Source organism: Pseudoalteromonas sp. CST2, from assembly GCF_028599385.1.
GTDB lineage: Bacteria > Pseudomonadota > Gammaproteobacteria > Enterobacterales > Alteromonadaceae > Pseudoalteromonas > Pseudoalteromonas atlantica.
On sequence record NZ_JAQREO010000003.1, the window covers coordinates 168,752 to 185,588 of the forward strand.

The following is a 16,837-nucleotide window of genomic DNA, read 5'->3' on the forward strand; positions in this document are numbered from 1 at the left end:
AGGAAAAAATAAAGTAGCGTATGCAGTGCCGCTTAACTAAAAAAGGGGTTAGCAATACGCTAACCCCTTTTTAATATACACTTTTAAATGCAGAAATTATTCACCGTCTACAATGATGCGAAGCATACGACGAAGTGGCTCTGCAGCGCCCCATAACAGCTGATCGCCCACGGTAAATGCGCTAATGTATTTTGGACCCATGGCTAATTTACGAATACGACCAACAGGAATACTTAACGTACCTGTTACTTTAACTGGGGTTAAGTCAGTTGCACTAATTTCGCGCTCATTTGGGATAACTTTAACCCACTCGTTGTGCGAAGCTAAAATTTCTTCAATTTTTTCTACGCTAATGTCTTCACGTAATTTAATGGTCATCGCTTGGCTATGACAACGCATTGCACCAATACGTACACATAAACCATCAATTGGCACAGGCTGTTTAGAAGAGCCTAAAATTTTGTTCGCTTCAACCTGCGCTTTCCACTCTTCTTTAGATTGGCCACTTGGCATTGGTACGTCAATCCAAGGAATTAAGCTACCGGCTAGCGGCACGCCAAATTGGTCTTGTGGTAAATCGCTTGAAGCCATTTTTTCGCTCACTATTTTATCAATTTCTAAAATAGCTGAACTTGGGTTATCTAGTTGCTCGGCAACGCTTGAATGAATAGCGCCCATTTGTGCTATAAGCTCTTTCATATTACGAGCGCCGGCACCAGAGGCCGCTTGGTAAGTCATTGGGCTTACCCACTCAATTAGGTCTTGCTCAAACAAACCACCTAAAGCAAGTAGCATTAACGATACGGTACAGTTACCGCCTACAAAAGTTTTTACGCCTTGCTCTAAACCTTGTTCAATGACATCTTTATTTACAGGGTCAAGTACAATAATGCTGTCATCAACCATACGAAGGGCAGAAGCTGCATCAATCCAGTAACCATCCCAACCCGATTCGCGTAATTTAGGGTAAACCGCTTTGGTATAATCACCACCTTGACAGGTAACAATAATATCCATTTTAGCAAGTTCATTTACATCACTTGCATCTAATAACGGTTTTGCGTCGCCAGCAATATCAGGGCCGAGTTGCCCAGCTTGTGAGGTGGTGAAAAAGGTGGTGTCGATATGTGCAAAATCACTTTGCTGTTGCATACGTTCTAATAACACAGAGCCAACCATGCCACGCCAACCGACCAATCCTACTTTTTTCATTGTTTTTTCCACTGTTTGATTCATAAAAGATGCCTTAATACATTAAAAATTAAAATTCATTGCGTGAGAATTAATTTTTATTAAAACCAATCATATTAAGTTATTAATCATTTATAGCGGCAAATCAATAGCGAGATAACAAGCCATAAATTTTTATATGTAGCTGTTCTGCATCAAAAATTTATTACGCCGTTCGCGCTTTATTTAGCACACTAGAATGACTAGTTATTTAAGTTGATTAGTATAAAGCTAACCTAACACCCCAAGCGCCCTAAAACTAGTGAATAAAGCGAAACTTAAATATTTTTCATAGTCATAAAAAAGCCCTGTATTAAATACAGGGCTAATCGGTAGTTAGGTTTTATTATATCCCCCTTCCTTGGGAAGAAAATTAAAACTCGTAGCTGTAACTTAAATCAAACGTTACACCTTGCTCTTTTGAGCGCACTATAATGTCTGATTGTGTTACCTCTTGATCTTCATCGAGTAAGTTTTTAACTTTAAACTTAATCTTAGAATTAAAATCAGGATAATAAGTATAAACTAAATCGAGTGAGTGAAATGGTTGCTCATACGCGTCATCTCTATTAGCAACACCCGCTGCTAAAATTCGCTCACCAAATACGTTATAAACTAATGAACTGCTGTGCATGCCATCTAACGAATCGTAGTTTAATTGTAAATTAACTACATATTCAGAGTGGCCTGTCATACGTTTTTTAGGATTAGTTAATGTACCCGCAAGTGCTGGGTCAATAGACGCTTCAGAATCACTTAATGTGATATTACCGCTAGTAAATAGGCCTTCACTTACAAATGTTAAGTCTTGTAGCCATTCAGCTTCAATACCATAAACTTCTGCTGTTTCACCATTTATAAACGATGCTGAGTAATCTTCATCACCAATGTTTAAAACCGTTTCGATTGGCGCAGTAATATCTTTATAAAACGCCGCTACGCTAAATGAATTACCGGCTTGTCCGTAATATTCATAACGTAAGTCGTAGTTTTTAATTGGGCTACTTTTAATCCCCGTACGACCAAACGTTCTAATGTCGGTCAAAGGGTCATAATACGTAACAGGCACTACTTCACGAAAATCAGGGCGTACCACTGTTTCACCATAACCTAAGCGCACCTGGTAATCATCGCCACCTACATAGGTAACAGACAGTGCCGGATACCAATCATCGGTAATAACAGAGCCTGCTTGAATTTTATCTGGATCGTAAAAGGTATTTAAATCGTCTTCATCAAAAATAAGGCTCGATGTACCGATAGAAGATTGTTTAAATTCTTCATAACGAATACCACCGCTTATTCTTATCCATTGATCATAAAACACATCGAAAGACGCATAACCTGCATCCACCTTTTGCGCAGCAATGTAATCATCGGCATCAGGGGCTGTTGGCTCATTAAAGTCAATTAACACAGCGTTATTATCAATAAAGTCGTCAGTTAAAAAACCACTATTATTAAGCGCATCAGTGCTACCGTCGTTTATTGAAATACCTGAGCCACCACTGTTGTTTATAGCAAAGCTTGAGGTATTAAATATTCGGGCTCTGTCAGAAAAATCGTAACCAACTTTAAACTCAACTTCCATAGACTCAAAGCTAAGCGGCAGCGTCAAGTTACCACCGTACGATTTAACACGCTCTTCCATATTGGTGTATGACATAATTACACGGTTATCATCCCCTGTAATAGTTGAGCCGGCATAGCTGCCATCACTATTATAAGTGTCACGAAACTCAAAGTCGGCACTGGTAGGTATATCAGTCGTTGCTTTAGCTTCGGTGTACTGCCAATCGGCACCAATACCAAAATAATCTAAAAAGGTATGTTGGCCCATAACTTGAGTAATGTTTAATTGGCGTTCTTCGTAATTAAACTCATGATTACGGTTTGCAATCCCATCACCCGCAATACTAAACGTAGAACTCCCCGCAGGGCTTTGCGAAATAGCAATTTCAGACTCATCTTCATTATCAATAATGTAAAGCTGTTGAGCAGAAATACTGTGCGTACCTAAACGGTATGACAAGCTTAATGAACCGTTATAACTTTCGGTTTCAGTGGTCACTTGCGAATTTTTGACTGTGTTGTAACACGAGTTACTCACATCTTCACTGGTCGCTAACGACGTTGTACAATCAACATTGCCTTCTTCGTTTTCTAAATCTTGGGTGATAACTGAGCTAAAACGTTCTTCAAAATCCCATTCGTTTTTGTAAGCACCTGCCAGTAAAAACCCAACCTTGCCGCCAAAATAGCTCTCTTCAAAACTATCACCATAATGGGCTTTAATATTATAACGCGGGTCTAACGACTCTTCTTTTAACTCATAATCGCGAGGAAGCGACTTTAAAAGTGCGTTATTAACAGCGGTTGCTTGTTCTGCACGCGTTAAATCGCCATCTTCAAATCCTTCACTACTAACAATATTGCCAATACTAAAATCACCACGGTATGTTGAAATAGCCTGTGATAACTCACGTGGAATGCCATTTTCGTTACGATTGTAGGTAAAGCCATCACTTGATGCCGTATCGTAACCTGCACCCACTTCAATGCCTGCTGTAAATTCACTCGGTGCGGTTTTAGTTCTAATATCTATATTACCGCCACCAAACGCTGCTGGCATGTCTGGAGAGTAAGCTTTTTGAACAGCCATACTTTCAATAATACTTGCAGGGAAAATATCCAGAGGAATAACGTTACGGGTTAAATCTGGGCTTGGGATGTAAGCGCCATTTAAACGCGCACTAGAGTAACGCTCACCAAGGCCCCTAACGTAAATAAACTTACCATCAACAAGCGTTAGGCCTGTTACTCGACGAAGCGCAGATGCTGCGTCGCTGTCGCCCGTGCGTGATAATTGTTCAGAGCCTAAAATATCGGCAACAAAGGCTTGGTTTTTACGTTCTTCTACAACTGCCGCAGCGCTCCCTTGTAAACGCGTACCTACAGCAACAACTTCTTCTATTTCTTGTTCGTTTGTTAACTGTTCATCGGCTTGTGCAGCAATTAAGCTAGTCGAATGAGCGACTAAACCTAAACCAATTGCCCAAGTAATTTGATTGAGTCTATGCTTTTTAGACATGAGATAATCCTAATCAGGTTATACAAAAGAGGCGCCTGACGCTTAAATAACAAGCCACAAGGCGCCTTTAATCAGAGGTTATAATGGTGTGCTATTTAGTCAGCATTTGCTGCTGTAACAGCCGCTTCAACCCATTTATACCAGCTAGAGTCTGTATCCTGATCCGATACCGCACCAATGTAGTTTACGCTTTCAAAAAATGAATCGCTTGTGCTTAAGTCTGTTGCAGTAACCGTTACTTCTGCAGCTGCTGTGTTCGTTGCAAAACCGTTATCTGCAAGTACTGCAACATCATCAGTTAAGATTTGGTTAGCACCATCATTTTCAAACCACGCTGTTTTTGTTTGACCTTCTAATGGGCCGCTTGCAAACGTATCTGTATCAGTAAAGTTTGCAGAACACGCCATTACAGAGCTTGTGAATGAGATTTTATCTGCTTGTGCTTCACCGTCGCCTGAGAACTCAATACATTGCGTGTTAGTTGCGTTTTGCTTAACGATAACAGTGTTGTAAATGCTTGAATTAAATTGGTCATCAAACTTGTAAGCTTGTGAAGGGTCGTCATCACGTACCGAGTTACCATCGGTAGTTACAACCGTTACATTGGCAACCGTTGGGTTAGATGGAGACACTTGCTCGGTAGAAGAACCTTTAACACCATCAGACTCAAAGCCATTGTTACCCATGTTAACAACAGTGCCGTCATTTAGTGTCACAGTACCGTGTTGAATAAATAAGTACTGAGCTTTACCTTGCCAACCTGCGTCAAAGTCAAACGAATCATCTTGTGTATCTGTTACCGCTACGTGTTTAAGCGTTGTAGCACCACCAAAAATTTCAATACCGTCATCAAAACCTTGGTGAATGTGTAGGTAATCAAACTCAGAACCAGAGCCAACTGCATTTAGTGTTAGTGAATTCAAATCATCGCCTTCACCACCAACGCGAGGGCCTGAACCTGCGTACCAAATTTTAGCCCATTTAATATTACCGCTAGAGTCTGCATTATCGTTACCACCAAAGTAGCTTGTTATACCTTCAGAGGCTACGTTACACGTACCACCGTCACGCTCTGCATCAGTACATTGGTCAGTAATGCCGTTACCATTAATAATGATACCGCCCCAATCTGCGTAGCGTGCGCCTTCGCCTGCTGTATCAAAACGGTCAAACGCGTTTGCCGAAGTAAATACAACCGGCTTTTCTTCAGTACCTACCGCTTGAATTTTTGCACCACGTGCAATACGTACAATTGCTTCACCTGAGCCAAATGCTAAAACGGCACCTGGTTCAACGGTCATTGTTGGACCATTTGCTGGTACTTCAAAGCCATCTACAGTGCTGCCATCTTCGCCAATTTGTAATGCATCTTCAAAAACGTGAACACCGCCATCAGGTAGCTCAGCGAAAGTAATGTTACTTGTGATAGAAATTGTTTTGCTTGCAAACGAGTCGTTGTATAAACAATCAATGCCACTTACTACGCCTGTTACCGTACCTGCATCTGATTCGTAGCTTGCACAAACAGCTTCTTCTTCAGTTGTTGAACCAGTTGTATTGTTTGAATTATTAACACTGTTATCTGTTGACGAGCTGTTATCGTTTACAGTAGGTGTAATTTCGATATCGCCGCCACAGCCAGCTAGTGTCATTGCAGTTGCTACTAGGCTGACCTTAAATAAATCAGATAATTTCATTGTTCACTCCGTTAAAGTATTTAATTATTTTGTTAGTGCATTAAGTAAAAACTTAAGTCACTTTAAGGCACGATACTCATGCATTAAGGTGACCTGAGTTATCGGATGCAAATAAGATACTGTAGAGATATGACAAAGCAGTTACAGTTTAGTAACCATAAGATGACAATAGTAATTAATTAAAATTCAATAGCTTAAATGTTTTAACAACGAAAAAAACCGCCCTAAGGCGGTTTTGGTGTTGCGATTATGAAATAGGTAAACGCTTTATTATTTGTAAAATAGCGTTAGGGTATAAAGTTAAAGTAACGCGGCTTTAAGTGTTTGCGCATGCACTTTTTCACGCTTAACATATTTAATCCACTGCTTTGCTAAACGTTGTGATTTATCATGCTTTTGGGCTTGTTCAAACGCTAAAATAGACGCATCAAAATTTTGCATATTGTACTGTGCCATACCTAGCGCAACGTAAGCGTTTGATTCAAAATCAAGACCGCCTTTATCAAGCGCCTTACGCGCAGCATCAGCCGCTTCTTCGTATTGCTCAGTGTTAACAAACACTTCTGCTAGGCGTTGATCGTACTTACCATGCTCTGATAGGTCAGCCGCTTTTGCGAAGTAGCTAATCGATTTTTCATCTTCTTTAGCTTGAATCATGGCCTCTGCAATAAAGGCATAGTTTTTCGCTGATTTTTCTACAATGCCTTTTTCTATCGCATCACTCATTGTTTTTGCTGCTTTGTATGCCAGGCCGTTATAAAGGTAAGTTTGCGATAATTGTCTTAAATCAGACTTGGTTTTTAAAAAGCCTTGTTGATACGCCGCTTCGATTACTGCTAGTTGCTCTTTTTCTTTGCCGGTTTCTCCGTACATACCAGCTAGCTGAACCCAATACTCTGGTTTATTGTAAAGTTTAACCATGCGCTCAAGCACTGCCACTACTTTATCTGTTTGATTAAGTGAGTAATACATAGCGCGCTGTAGTACCAGCCAGTTTTCTTTAGGGGTTTTACCTTCGCTGTCGCTAAGAGCAATAACTTGATTAATGTACTCAAGCCCCTTTGGGTATTCTTTTAACTGGTAGTAAGTTTGCGCTCTAAGTAAGTAATACCCTTCTGTAATAGGTTTGGTATTTATTTCATCCCACTTATCTAAAAACGCGATAACTTTTTTATACTCGCCGTTGGCCATTGCAAGCTGCGCTAGGCTAAACGTGGTACTTAAACGTAATGATTCAGGAATAGCCTCTTCGGCTACCACTTTTTCAAACGAGGCAATGGCTTTTGGTAAATCATTTTCGTTGTAATAAATAAAGCCATAAAAGTTATGCATCATCGCAATTTCGTACGAGTTCATACTTGAAGCTCGCTCTTGAATGCTATCAAGTGCTTCAAGGCCGCCTTTTACATCGCCATCGTCAGCGAGCTTTTGCGCACGAGCAAGCTGGCTATAAACCTTTTCGCGCAGTGCAGGTACACGCCTTGTTTTTTGCTCTTGCTCTGCATGAGCAGTTGCTACGTTTAGCCCCGGCACAAGGCTTAGCGTACTTGGCACAACAATACTTGCACCGATCGCGGCAGTGCAAAATAATGCCAGTTTTAAATTTTTAGCTGTAGGTAGTAATTTCATAATCGCCTCGCTATTTCATCCAATTAAGATAAGTTAACCATTAATTTGGAAAGATATTTTGTTTTGAACACCCGCTACTTCAACGGCTTCACCATTTACTACGCGCGGTTTATATTTAAATTTAAGTGCGGCATCCATCGCTGCTCTATCAAACAGTGACTCAGGGACCGCTTTTACTACTTGCGGGTCACGTACAGTACCTTGCTTAGTTACTGTAAATTCAACAATTACATAGCCTTCAATACCACGCGACAAAGCACGACGCGGATACACTGGAGCTACTTTTACAATGGGTAGGTATTCACCATCACTTGTTTCAAGCGCTAAGCCACCCGCTAGGTCAACGTCGCTGCCTACATCCGCACCAAAATCAAAATTATTGCTGGCCGCGTTTGCATCATTATTTTGCATTTGCGGCGACTCCATAGGCGGTGGTGGCTCTTTTGGTGTAGGTGGCTTTTGCGGTTTACGCTCTTTCTTTTGTACCGTTTCTTCTTTTTTCAAACGTACAAAGTCTAAAACGTTTCCTTTTACTGGCTCCGACATGGCACCTTCACCACCGGTGATCAGTGCCTGCATGCCTAAAAACAGCATAAAGGTCACTACACCCGCTACTATTAATGCTACTAAATATCGCAACATGGCTAACCCTTAAGACGCATCTTGTGCAGCAATTGAAACATCAAACGCACCTGCAGCACGCGACGCATCCATTACTTTGATTAACATATCAGTGGTGGCTTTTTTATCAGCTTGAATAACCACGCTCCCTTGTGGATTTTCTGCTTTTAAACGTTCGATATTGGCTTGCACTGCACGTACATCGATTTGACGTTTATTAATCCAAATCTCGCCTGTATCAGAAATAGCCACTAAAATATTAGCGCGTTCTTTTTTAACCGCTGTTGCGGCTTCTGGGCGGTTTACATCAATACCGGCTTCTTTAACAAACGAGGCGGTAACGATGAAGAAAATAAGCATGATAAATACAACGTCTAACATTGGGGTCATGTTAATTTCTTCAGCTTCGTCTTCTTGTAATAGGTTTCCTAACGGGGCTCTCATTTTTATTCTCCTAGGATGAGCGACTCTATAAGCCGCTTATCAAAATGTTACTTAATGGTCTAAAACCATGCTGTCTTCAAGTAGTTCAACTTCGCGCTTGGCTCTACGCTGTAAAAACGTAGAGGCAAATACACCCGAAAGTGCACCAACCATACCTGCCATGGTTGGAATAGTTGCTTTAGAAACACCTGATGCCATAGAGCGCGCACTACCCGTACCGGTAATTGCCATTACATCAAATACTTCAATCATTCCCGTTACTGTGCCTAACAGGCCAAGTAGCGGACACAATGCAACCATTACATTTATCAGTGCTAAGTTGGTGTCTAAACGCATTGAAGCACGTGAAATCATCGCCTGCCGTATTTGCTCAGCATTCCAGCTATTGCGCTCTGCACGGTTTTTCCACTGCGCTTTTACGTTTTGCTTGTAACTACGAAAACCTTTGAAAAAATAAATAAATCGCTCGAGTATCAATAACCACATCGCGAAGATTAACACCCCGATGACCAAGAGGACTTGGCCACCAGTGTCGAGAAAATCACGGATAGCATTGATTGAGTCAATCAATAGCACCATGGTTTATGCTCCCTTCTCGCTTCGCTGTGCGATAATACCTGCGCTTTGCTCTTGAATAGTAAGCAGAATGTTTTTAGCGCGTGTATTAAGTAGGGTGTATAAAAATACCGTAGGAATTGCCACAACTAAGCCAAGCACCGTTGTTACCAATGCTTGCGAAATACCACCAGCCATTAGTTTAGGGTCACCTGTACCAAATAATGTGATTGCTTGGAAGGTGTTGATCATACCGGTTACTGTACCTAGTAAACCTAGCAGCGGCGCCACCACCGAGATGATTTTAATAAGCGTTAAATTACGCGTTACTTTTGGCATTTCACGTAAAATAGCTTCGCTTAATTTAAGCTCTAACGTGTCGTGGGCAACATCAGGGAACTGATCTTTTACTTTCATTACGCGGCCAAGTGGGTTGTCATCGCGTGCTACATCATCTTTAAGTTGACGACGAATTTTACCGCCCATAATCAGTAATGAGAAAAAACGTTCAAGTGAGATAAGTAAAGCAATAACACCTACACCTAAAATAACGTAACCGACTGTACCACCTTGGTGTACACGCTCTTCGGTATCTGGTGCTTGCACTAATAAACCTAAAATTGAGCCACCCGTTGGGTCAAGTGCAAACTGCACAACACCACTTTTTGCATTTTGTAACTCATCAGCTGTTGCAGTAAAACGTGCTACAGGCTGGCGATTTAACTCGCTTAAGGTATTTGTTACTGGGTTAAATTCTAGGTATTTACCGTTAGAGATTAAGTTAAAAGCACCTACACGTACCACTTCTTGTTGTGCTTTTTCACCACCTTGTACAATTACATCGGTAGTAAAGCGGCTTACTTTACCTTGCTCTGTCATTTCGCGTTGTAGCTCAAACCATACTTTTTCAATATCTTCGATAGAGGCAAGCTTTGAAGTAGAGCCCATTTTTTGTGCTAGCTCATCCATAAATGTGCTACGACCCGCAATTTCAGCTGATACCACAGAGGTAGCAAACTTATTGCTAGAATCACCTGCAACTTGCTGAAGCACACCAAATAGCTCTTTTAAAGAACCCATTCGTTTAGACAGTGTTTCTGTTAAGTTAGCAAGTTTAATTTCGTTTTCTTCAAACTGTGTTTCTAAGCGCTCAGACTCAGCAAGCATTTGATTACGTTTTGCTTGTGTGTTGTTAAGCATTTGCACTTGTTCGTTTTGGCGCGCCATAAATTCTTGTTCGCGTTGCTTGTTTTGCGCGCTTTGAGCCGATTTGCCTTCTTCAAGTGTTTTTAATAGTGAGTCTAAGTCCATAGGCTCAGCTGCCACACTTGCGCCTGCAAAGCTTAGGCTTGCAGCAAAAAGGGCCATTTTTGTCATTTGAGTAAACAGTTTCATCTTCAACCTCTTATTCTGCTGCGTGTACTGGCAGAGTTAACATATCTGGGGCAAGTTGCTTACGTGCGATACGTAAACCTTTGTTGATTTGGCTAATTGTTGAGTCTGGTAAAGTAACAAACGACTTTGTTTCTTCATCCCAGCTACCAGCTTGCTTACCATCACGTGTTAAATAAATAAGCTCTAAGCGGCCAATGCGTAAAAAGTCTACTTCACGCTCTTTACCGTCTACCGTTAACAGTGAGGTGTAGGCTTCAATAGTGCGTCCGTAATCAACTTCTACTTGGTATGCTTCTAATACGCGGCGGAATTTTTCGCTTGAGTTAATATCTGCACGGTCCATCATGGCATTTAAAGAGCTAATACGCTTAGTGCGCTCTTCTTGCAAAAATGGCACATCAAGTGCTACAAATTGCTCAAGCCCTTCAATCATGCGCAGCATTAGTGGTGTGATCTGACGCTCAATAATAGAGACCTGATCCATTGAAAGGTTAAGTGACTCCATTTCTTCAATTTGGTTATTTAACTGTTTAGTTAATTGCGCGTTATAAACAGTTAAACCATCAATTTCTTTATTAAGGGTTTTAAACTGTTGAAGACGTCCTTGCATTGAATCAGCAATCTTGTCTATTTTTGTTTGTGATTGCGCAGCTGATTTATTTATTTCACTGCTTTTATCGATAACCTTTTCTAAATCATTGGCATGTACTGCAGCACTTGCTGCTACAATACCAGCTAAGATCAATGGTTTAACGCCTTTCATCGCATACACCTTTACTCGTTAATTAGCGGATTTGCTAGTTTGTTGTTTTAGCCTAAACTAACTTGTTTTAGGCTAAAGATTTTCAATGAGTGAAATTGTATAGATGAATAATGACAGGCATGTTGCGCAAAAAAGTCTATTTTGTTACAGCTGTAACATTTGCGTCTTATATCGGGGTGTTTATATGCAAAGCGTGTATTAAAGCAGCAAATACACGCATTTTGGCTAGTTGTTAAGCTAATAAAGCGTTAATTGTGTTTAGTGTTTGCTGGTGATCGGTGTAATTTATTTTAATTGCAATGGCTTTATTATCAGTTATTAATACTAACGAAGGAAAGCCTTGTATTGGCAAGCTTGCACTAAATGCTAACTCCTCATGTAATTTTTGATTCAAAGCCTCAGAGCAAAGTTCCTCGGTAAACTGTTGTTTATCTATGCCTATTTTTTCAGCTAAGGTAATTAGAGTACTTTCATCAGATGGGTTTTGAGCATGTAGATAATAAGCATGTTGAATTGCCTCTATCATTTGTGGCTCTTTATTATGCGCTCTGGCAATAATCGCCGCTCTGCAGGCTGGGTAAGTAGAGCGCCTTGGCTGACAAACCTGCCAAAAATCAAAATTAAACTGTGTGCCCAACATCTCACTAATTTTATACCACGTGCTTTGGAGCATGGCGCGCATATTTTCTGGCATGGGCTCTTGGCTATCTGGAGCAAGCCCCCCTACTTTGTATTCTATAGTCAGCTGCGAAGCTAATGCGGCTTTTAGTTTTAACCACGTCGGTTTATATCCCCAGCACCAACTGCACATAGGGTCGTGTACATATATAAGTTTAGTTTGAGTCATAGTGTTCCTGTGTGATTTGATACAACTTTGTTACGCCCTTGCTCTTTAGCTAGGTACAGGTATTCGTCTGCTTGTTTAAGTGCACGGCTGTAATGATCCACATCATCAACCTGTGCCACACCAATACTACAGGTAATAAATACCCGTTTATTATCGCTGGTTAAAATAGCTTGTTTTGCGACACATTGTCTAAAATCATCGGCTAATTTTGTAGCCACTGGGGCTGTTTCTTTAGGTAAAATCACCACAAACTCTTCGCCTCCATAACGGGCTTTAACTGCGGAGTTTGGAAATTGTGAATCAAGTAATTTGGTAAATTCTATCAACACTGTATCGCCAAAATCATGACCATAGGTGTCGTTTAGTCGTTTAAAATAATCTAAATCAAGTAATAAAATAGAAAACGGCAGGTAGTTTTCGGGCGTTTTAGCAGCTAATTTTAAAAAGTGAGCGGTAATGAAACGCCTGTTAGCGCCACCCGTTAACTGATCTGTATAGGCATCTTGCGTTTGCGCAAGGGTTATATCAGCAATTGCCAGGTGACTTTTATGCCTGAAATATTCACCTATAAACGAAAAAATAAACACCAGTGTAAAAGAGGCTAAAAACCGAGACTTTTCAATACCGCCATAGTTAACTTGCCCAAAATCAGGCCCGTATAAAATAACACTGCAGCACAGTAATAAGCCTAAGCCAAGCCTGCAGCCATGCTTTACACCTAAAGAGGCAAAACACACTACAGGGTAAAACATTAGCCAATAAAGCGCGGTATTTTCTTTTCCGCCGGTATACGTAAGGGCCACACACATAATAAACACTATACACATACTTATAAGTGCAACCATTTCCAGCTTGGCTGTTTTTATAAAATAAAAAGTGCCGCTAATAAGCGTAATATTAACCGCTATTAACGACGTGGTAAGAATAGGCGAATACACCGTGTAGTTAAACACCACCAACATAGAGATAACAATAATAGCAATGGCTATCATGGTGAATAGTGAAAATGCTTGGCGCTGTTTATCCGAGCTATACACCTTATCTATGTTAATAAGGCTTAACCAACTTTGTCCTGTAACCGATTTTTTTGGCATATTTTAAACTCTAAACTTTTGAACCATTTGCTCTAAATCACTAAATTGTTGTTTAAGTTTAGTACATTCATTGAGGGTGTTTTTTAAATTTTCTTGGCTTTGTACCGATAACTCACTCATGCTTGTAATGTCTGCGTCGAGCACTTTAACAAGGTCGTTTTGCTCAACAGTGGCATTGGCAACACTATGATTAGCACTGCTAATTTGTTTTATTGACTCTATTATTTGGCCCATTAACACGCTCACACCTTCAGCGTGCTCTACGCTTTTTTCACTGTCTTGAATGCTTGTTTTCATCAGCTCTACCGCTTGGTTTGAGCCTCTTTGTAGTTGCCCTACGGTATCTTCAATCTCTTGGGTTGATTGCTGAGTACGATGTGCTAATTGGCGTACCTCATCAGCCACAACAGCAAAACCGCGCCCAGCCTCGCCTGCTCTTGCAGCTTCAATTGCCGCATTTAATGCAAGTAAGTTGGTTTGCTCGCTCACACCTTTTATCACCTCAAGCACTTGCCCAATACTAATTGTATGCGCGTTAAGGCTATTAATAGTGTGTTGCGCTTGTTCCATATTGGCTGATAACTGATGAATACTATTAACGCTGTGCAATAAGGTTTGCTGGTTTTGTGTTGAATGCTCATCTGCATTTTTAGCTATTACAGAAGCGTCACTGGCGTTATTAGCAATAGCCATAGCCGATTGCGAAAAATTATTAACCGCCATGGCCACACTATCAGTACGTTTTGTTTGGTCATGGTGCATGGCTAGTGAAGAATGTGTTTGCGACACCACACTGGCTATTACGCTATCGAGTTGTTCAGTCGTTAATTTAACGTGTTCTATAGAGTGCTGAATTTTTTCAATAAAAATGTTAAACGAGTGACTAATTTGGCCAAACTCATCATTGTTTTCAACCTTTAAACGTTTGGTTAAATCGCCTTCGCCTTTTGCAATATCTTCTAGTGCATCATTTAGGCGCGCCATAGGTTGCATTAAGTAACGCAGTAAAAATTGCATAAACACAATAATGGCCACAATTCCCACTAACATGTAAATAAGCGCGTTAACACCAAAGCGAGACACCTCTGCATAGGCTTGGTTTTTATTAATAACGACACCTAAATACCAGTCAACATTATCTATGCCACGTATTTTAGTAAACGATATCAAATGCGGCTCACCCGCTATATCATATTGTGTAAATTCGCTATTAAGCGCGGTAGGTTGGCCAAATAATTCGGAGGTGTTTTTTAAATTAAGTTCGCTATTAGGATGGCTTAGCACTTGGCCATTTTTATCTACTAAAAAAGCATACCCTAACCCTAAAAAATCAATATCGTTAATTATTTCAGTCACTGCGTGCATGTCTATATCTGCACCCGCTACACCACTAAAGCGGGCATTGCTTTGAATGGGCACAACTGCAGATATAGTCAGCTCGTTGGTGGTTACATCAATATACGGGGTGGTAAATGCGGTATAGCTTTTATTTTCAACTAACTTATACCAAGGTCGCGAGGTGGCATCAAAATCAGAAGGTAACACAATGCTTTGATCGTTAAGTATAAATAAACCACTTGGTTTACCTATATACGTGTTTTTAAAGCCACCAGCGTATTTGGCAGTATTAAGCTGAGCAAGGGTTAACTGTTTTGGATCACTGTTTTTGTGAGTTTGCGCAATCGATTTTACTATGGTGAGTTTAGCGTTAAGCCAGCTTGCAATGTTTTGTGAGGTAGATTCTGAATTTTGCTTAAGGACTAAGTCGAGCTGCTGTTGCGTTTGGTTACGCATAGCGATGTAATTATTTATAGCAAATAAACCCAGTACAATAACCAGTACCATAGATGCTGCAATAGTCACTTTTGAGGTGAATTTAAGTGAGTTAAGCATGACTGCCCTTTTTTATTTTTTTGTTATTAATTATATTTTTAGCAAAAATTTAAAGGTATGTCGTCGTTAATGAGGTAGATAAGCAGGTTATGTACTTAAAATAAGAATAAAGAACCAGCTCTATTCGGTATATAGTTGTAACAACTCTATTTTTTTAAAAACAAACCCGCACTTGGAACGTTCCTATAAAATGGCAATAAAAAAGCGACTGAATACGTATTCAGTCGCTCTTTCATCGGGGAGTATTTACCACTTTTTAGCTAAACGAACCACGTTTAAGCCATACCAAGCAATAAATACATAACACACTAGCGGAACAAAAAAGCTTTGCTGAATATTAACAACATCAGCAATGTAACCTTGTAATAACGGCACCAAGGCACCCCCTACTATTGCCAAACACAACCAACCAGAGCCTTTACTGGTTAATGAGCCTAAGCGTTCTATCGCTACAGAAAATATAGTCGGGAACATAATTGAGTTAAATAAACCAATGGCCAGTACCGCGTACAGGGCTACATTGCCTTGCGTAAATATAGTTACAAGTAATAAGGCAATTACCATGCAGGCATTAAAAGCCAATGCTTTAGATGGCGCTATTTTTTGTAGCGCAGCAGAGCCAATAAAACGGCCAACCATTGCTCCGCCCCAATAGTAACTGATCAGTGCAGCAGCAGCGTGTTCTTCAAGTCCAGCTATATGTGCTTCGCCAAAAAAGTTAACTAAAAAACTACCAATAGCCACTTCACCACCGACATAACAAAATATAGCAAATACGCCCATTGTTAAATGAGGTGCCTGTGTTAGTGAGCGAGTTTCATTAACCGGGTTATTTTCTTCTTTATGGCCTTCTATTTCAGGAAGCTTAATAAAGGCAAATACGATAGCAATAATGAGTAAGGCCGCTGCTAACATTAAATAAGGTACTTTTACAGATTCAGCAGAAGCAGCGCTTGCCGCTAATGTACCTGCGGTACCAAAAAACAGGATACCTCCAACATACGGGCCTACGGTTGTCCCTAAGGCATTAAGTGCTTGCGCTAAATTTAGCCTAGATGAGGCGGTTTTTTCTGGCCCTAAAGCAGCTACATACGGGTTCGCAGAAACCTGCAAAACAGTTACACCAGCAGCCAGTACAAATAAAGCACCTAAAAACAACCAGTATTCATGCACCACTACCGCAGGGTAGAACAACATACAGCCAATTGAGGCAACCACTAGGCCAGTGAGTATGCCTTTTTTATAACCTAATTGTTTAACCAAAATTCCAGCTGGAATAGAGACAATAAAATAGGCGCCAAAAAAGCAAAACTGTACGAGCATTGCTTCAAAGTAAGTTAGGTCAAAAACGCCTTTCAGACGAGGGATTAGTACGTCGTTTAAAACGGTAATAAAACCCCATAAAAAAAACAGTGTGGTCATTGCAGTCAGCGGTAACAGGTAATTTTTATTTTGTTGCTCTTTGACCGCAAATGATTGATTGGTATTTATTTCACTCACGTCATTTTCACTCCATTAACAAGTTGAAAATGATTTTACACGTTTGCGACATAATATAAGTACAAAATAATTGGAACG

At 40.4% G+C, this 16,837-nt stretch carries 13 protein-coding genes; all 13 read right to left on the reverse strand.

The window, feature by feature from the left end; translation table 11 throughout:
• Nucleotides 1-96: 96 nt before the first annotated feature.
• Nucleotides 97-1,236 (reverse strand): aspartate-semialdehyde dehydrogenase, encoded by a 1,140-nt coding sequence (asd, locus tag PSH41_RS05610; protein ID WP_039972138.1) that lies wholly within the window; start codon nt 1,234-1,236, stop codon nt 97-99.
• A gap of 367 nt (nt 1,237-1,603) precedes the next feature.
• On the reverse strand, nt 1,604-4,321 hold the full coding sequence (locus tag PSH41_RS05615) for a TonB-dependent receptor plug domain-containing protein (RefSeq protein ID WP_273588522.1): 2,718 nt from the start codon (nt 4,319-4,321) through the stop codon (nt 1,604-1,606).
• A gap of 95 nt (nt 4,322-4,416) precedes the next feature.
• Nucleotides 4,417-6,018: a hypothetical protein gene (locus PSH41_RS05620; RefSeq protein ID WP_004586339.1), complete on the reverse strand. Its 1,602-nt coding sequence runs from the start codon at nt 6,016-6,018 to the stop codon at nt 4,417-4,419.
• Nucleotides 6,019-6,318: 300 nt separating this feature from the next.
• Nucleotides 6,319-7,647: a CDC27 family protein gene (locus PSH41_RS05625; protein ID WP_273588521.1), complete on the reverse strand. Its 1,329-nt coding sequence runs from the start codon at nt 7,645-7,647 to the stop codon at nt 6,319-6,321.
• A gap of 33 nt (nt 7,648-7,680) precedes the next feature.
• A complete protein-coding gene (locus PSH41_RS05630; RefSeq protein ID WP_029772986.1) occupies nt 7,681-8,286 on the reverse strand; it encodes an energy transducer TonB in 606 nt (201 codons plus the stop codon).
• 12 nt (nt 8,287-8,298) lie between these two features.
• The gene (locus PSH41_RS05635; RefSeq protein WP_004586342.1) at nt 8,299-8,712 is read right to left on the reverse strand and encodes an ExbD/TolR family protein; all 414 of its coding nucleotides are present in this window, start codon (nt 8,710-8,712) and stop codon (nt 8,299-8,301) included.
• Between the two features lie 51 nt (nt 8,713-8,763).
• Nucleotides 8,764-9,291 carry a MotA/TolQ/ExbB proton channel family protein gene (locus tag PSH41_RS05640; protein ID WP_029772985.1) on the reverse strand — a complete coding sequence of 176 codons (528 nt, stop codon included), beginning with the start codon at nt 9,289-9,291 and terminating at the stop codon, nt 8,764-8,766.
• Between the two features lie 3 nt (nt 9,292-9,294).
• Entirely contained in the window at nt 9,295-10,662 is a 1,368-nt protein-coding gene (locus PSH41_RS05645) for a MotA/TolQ/ExbB proton channel family protein (RefSeq protein WP_273588520.1), read from the reverse strand.
• A 10-nt stretch (nt 10,663-10,672) separates the two neighbouring features.
• The gene (locus PSH41_RS05650) at nt 10,673-11,425 is read right to left on the reverse strand and encodes a DUF3450 domain-containing protein (RefSeq protein WP_004586345.1); all 753 of its coding nucleotides are present in this window, start codon (nt 11,423-11,425) and stop codon (nt 10,673-10,675) included.
• A 232-nt stretch (nt 11,426-11,657) separates the two neighbouring features.
• Entirely contained in the window at nt 11,658-12,272 is a 615-nt protein-coding gene (locus tag PSH41_RS05655) for a DsbA family protein (protein ID WP_273588519.1), read from the reverse strand.
• Nucleotides 12,269-13,366: a GGDEF domain-containing protein gene (locus PSH41_RS05660; RefSeq protein ID WP_024031705.1), complete on the reverse strand. Its 1,098-nt coding sequence runs from the start codon at nt 13,364-13,366 to the stop codon at nt 12,269-12,271. The genes PSH41_RS05655 and PSH41_RS05660 overlap by 4 nt, the downstream gene beginning before the upstream one ends.
• Nucleotides 13,367-13,369: 3 nt before the next feature.
• Nucleotides 13,370-15,259 carry a methyl-accepting chemotaxis protein gene (locus tag PSH41_RS05665; protein ID WP_273588518.1) on the reverse strand — a complete coding sequence of 630 codons (1,890 nt, stop codon included), beginning with the start codon at nt 15,257-15,259 and terminating at the stop codon, nt 13,370-13,372.
• 246 nt (nt 15,260-15,505) lie between these two features.
• Nucleotides 15,506-16,759 (reverse strand): sugar MFS transporter, encoded by a 1,254-nt coding sequence (locus tag PSH41_RS05670; protein ID WP_004586349.1) that lies wholly within the window; start codon nt 16,757-16,759, stop codon nt 15,506-15,508.
• Between the last annotated feature and the right edge of the window lie 78 nt (nt 16,760-16,837).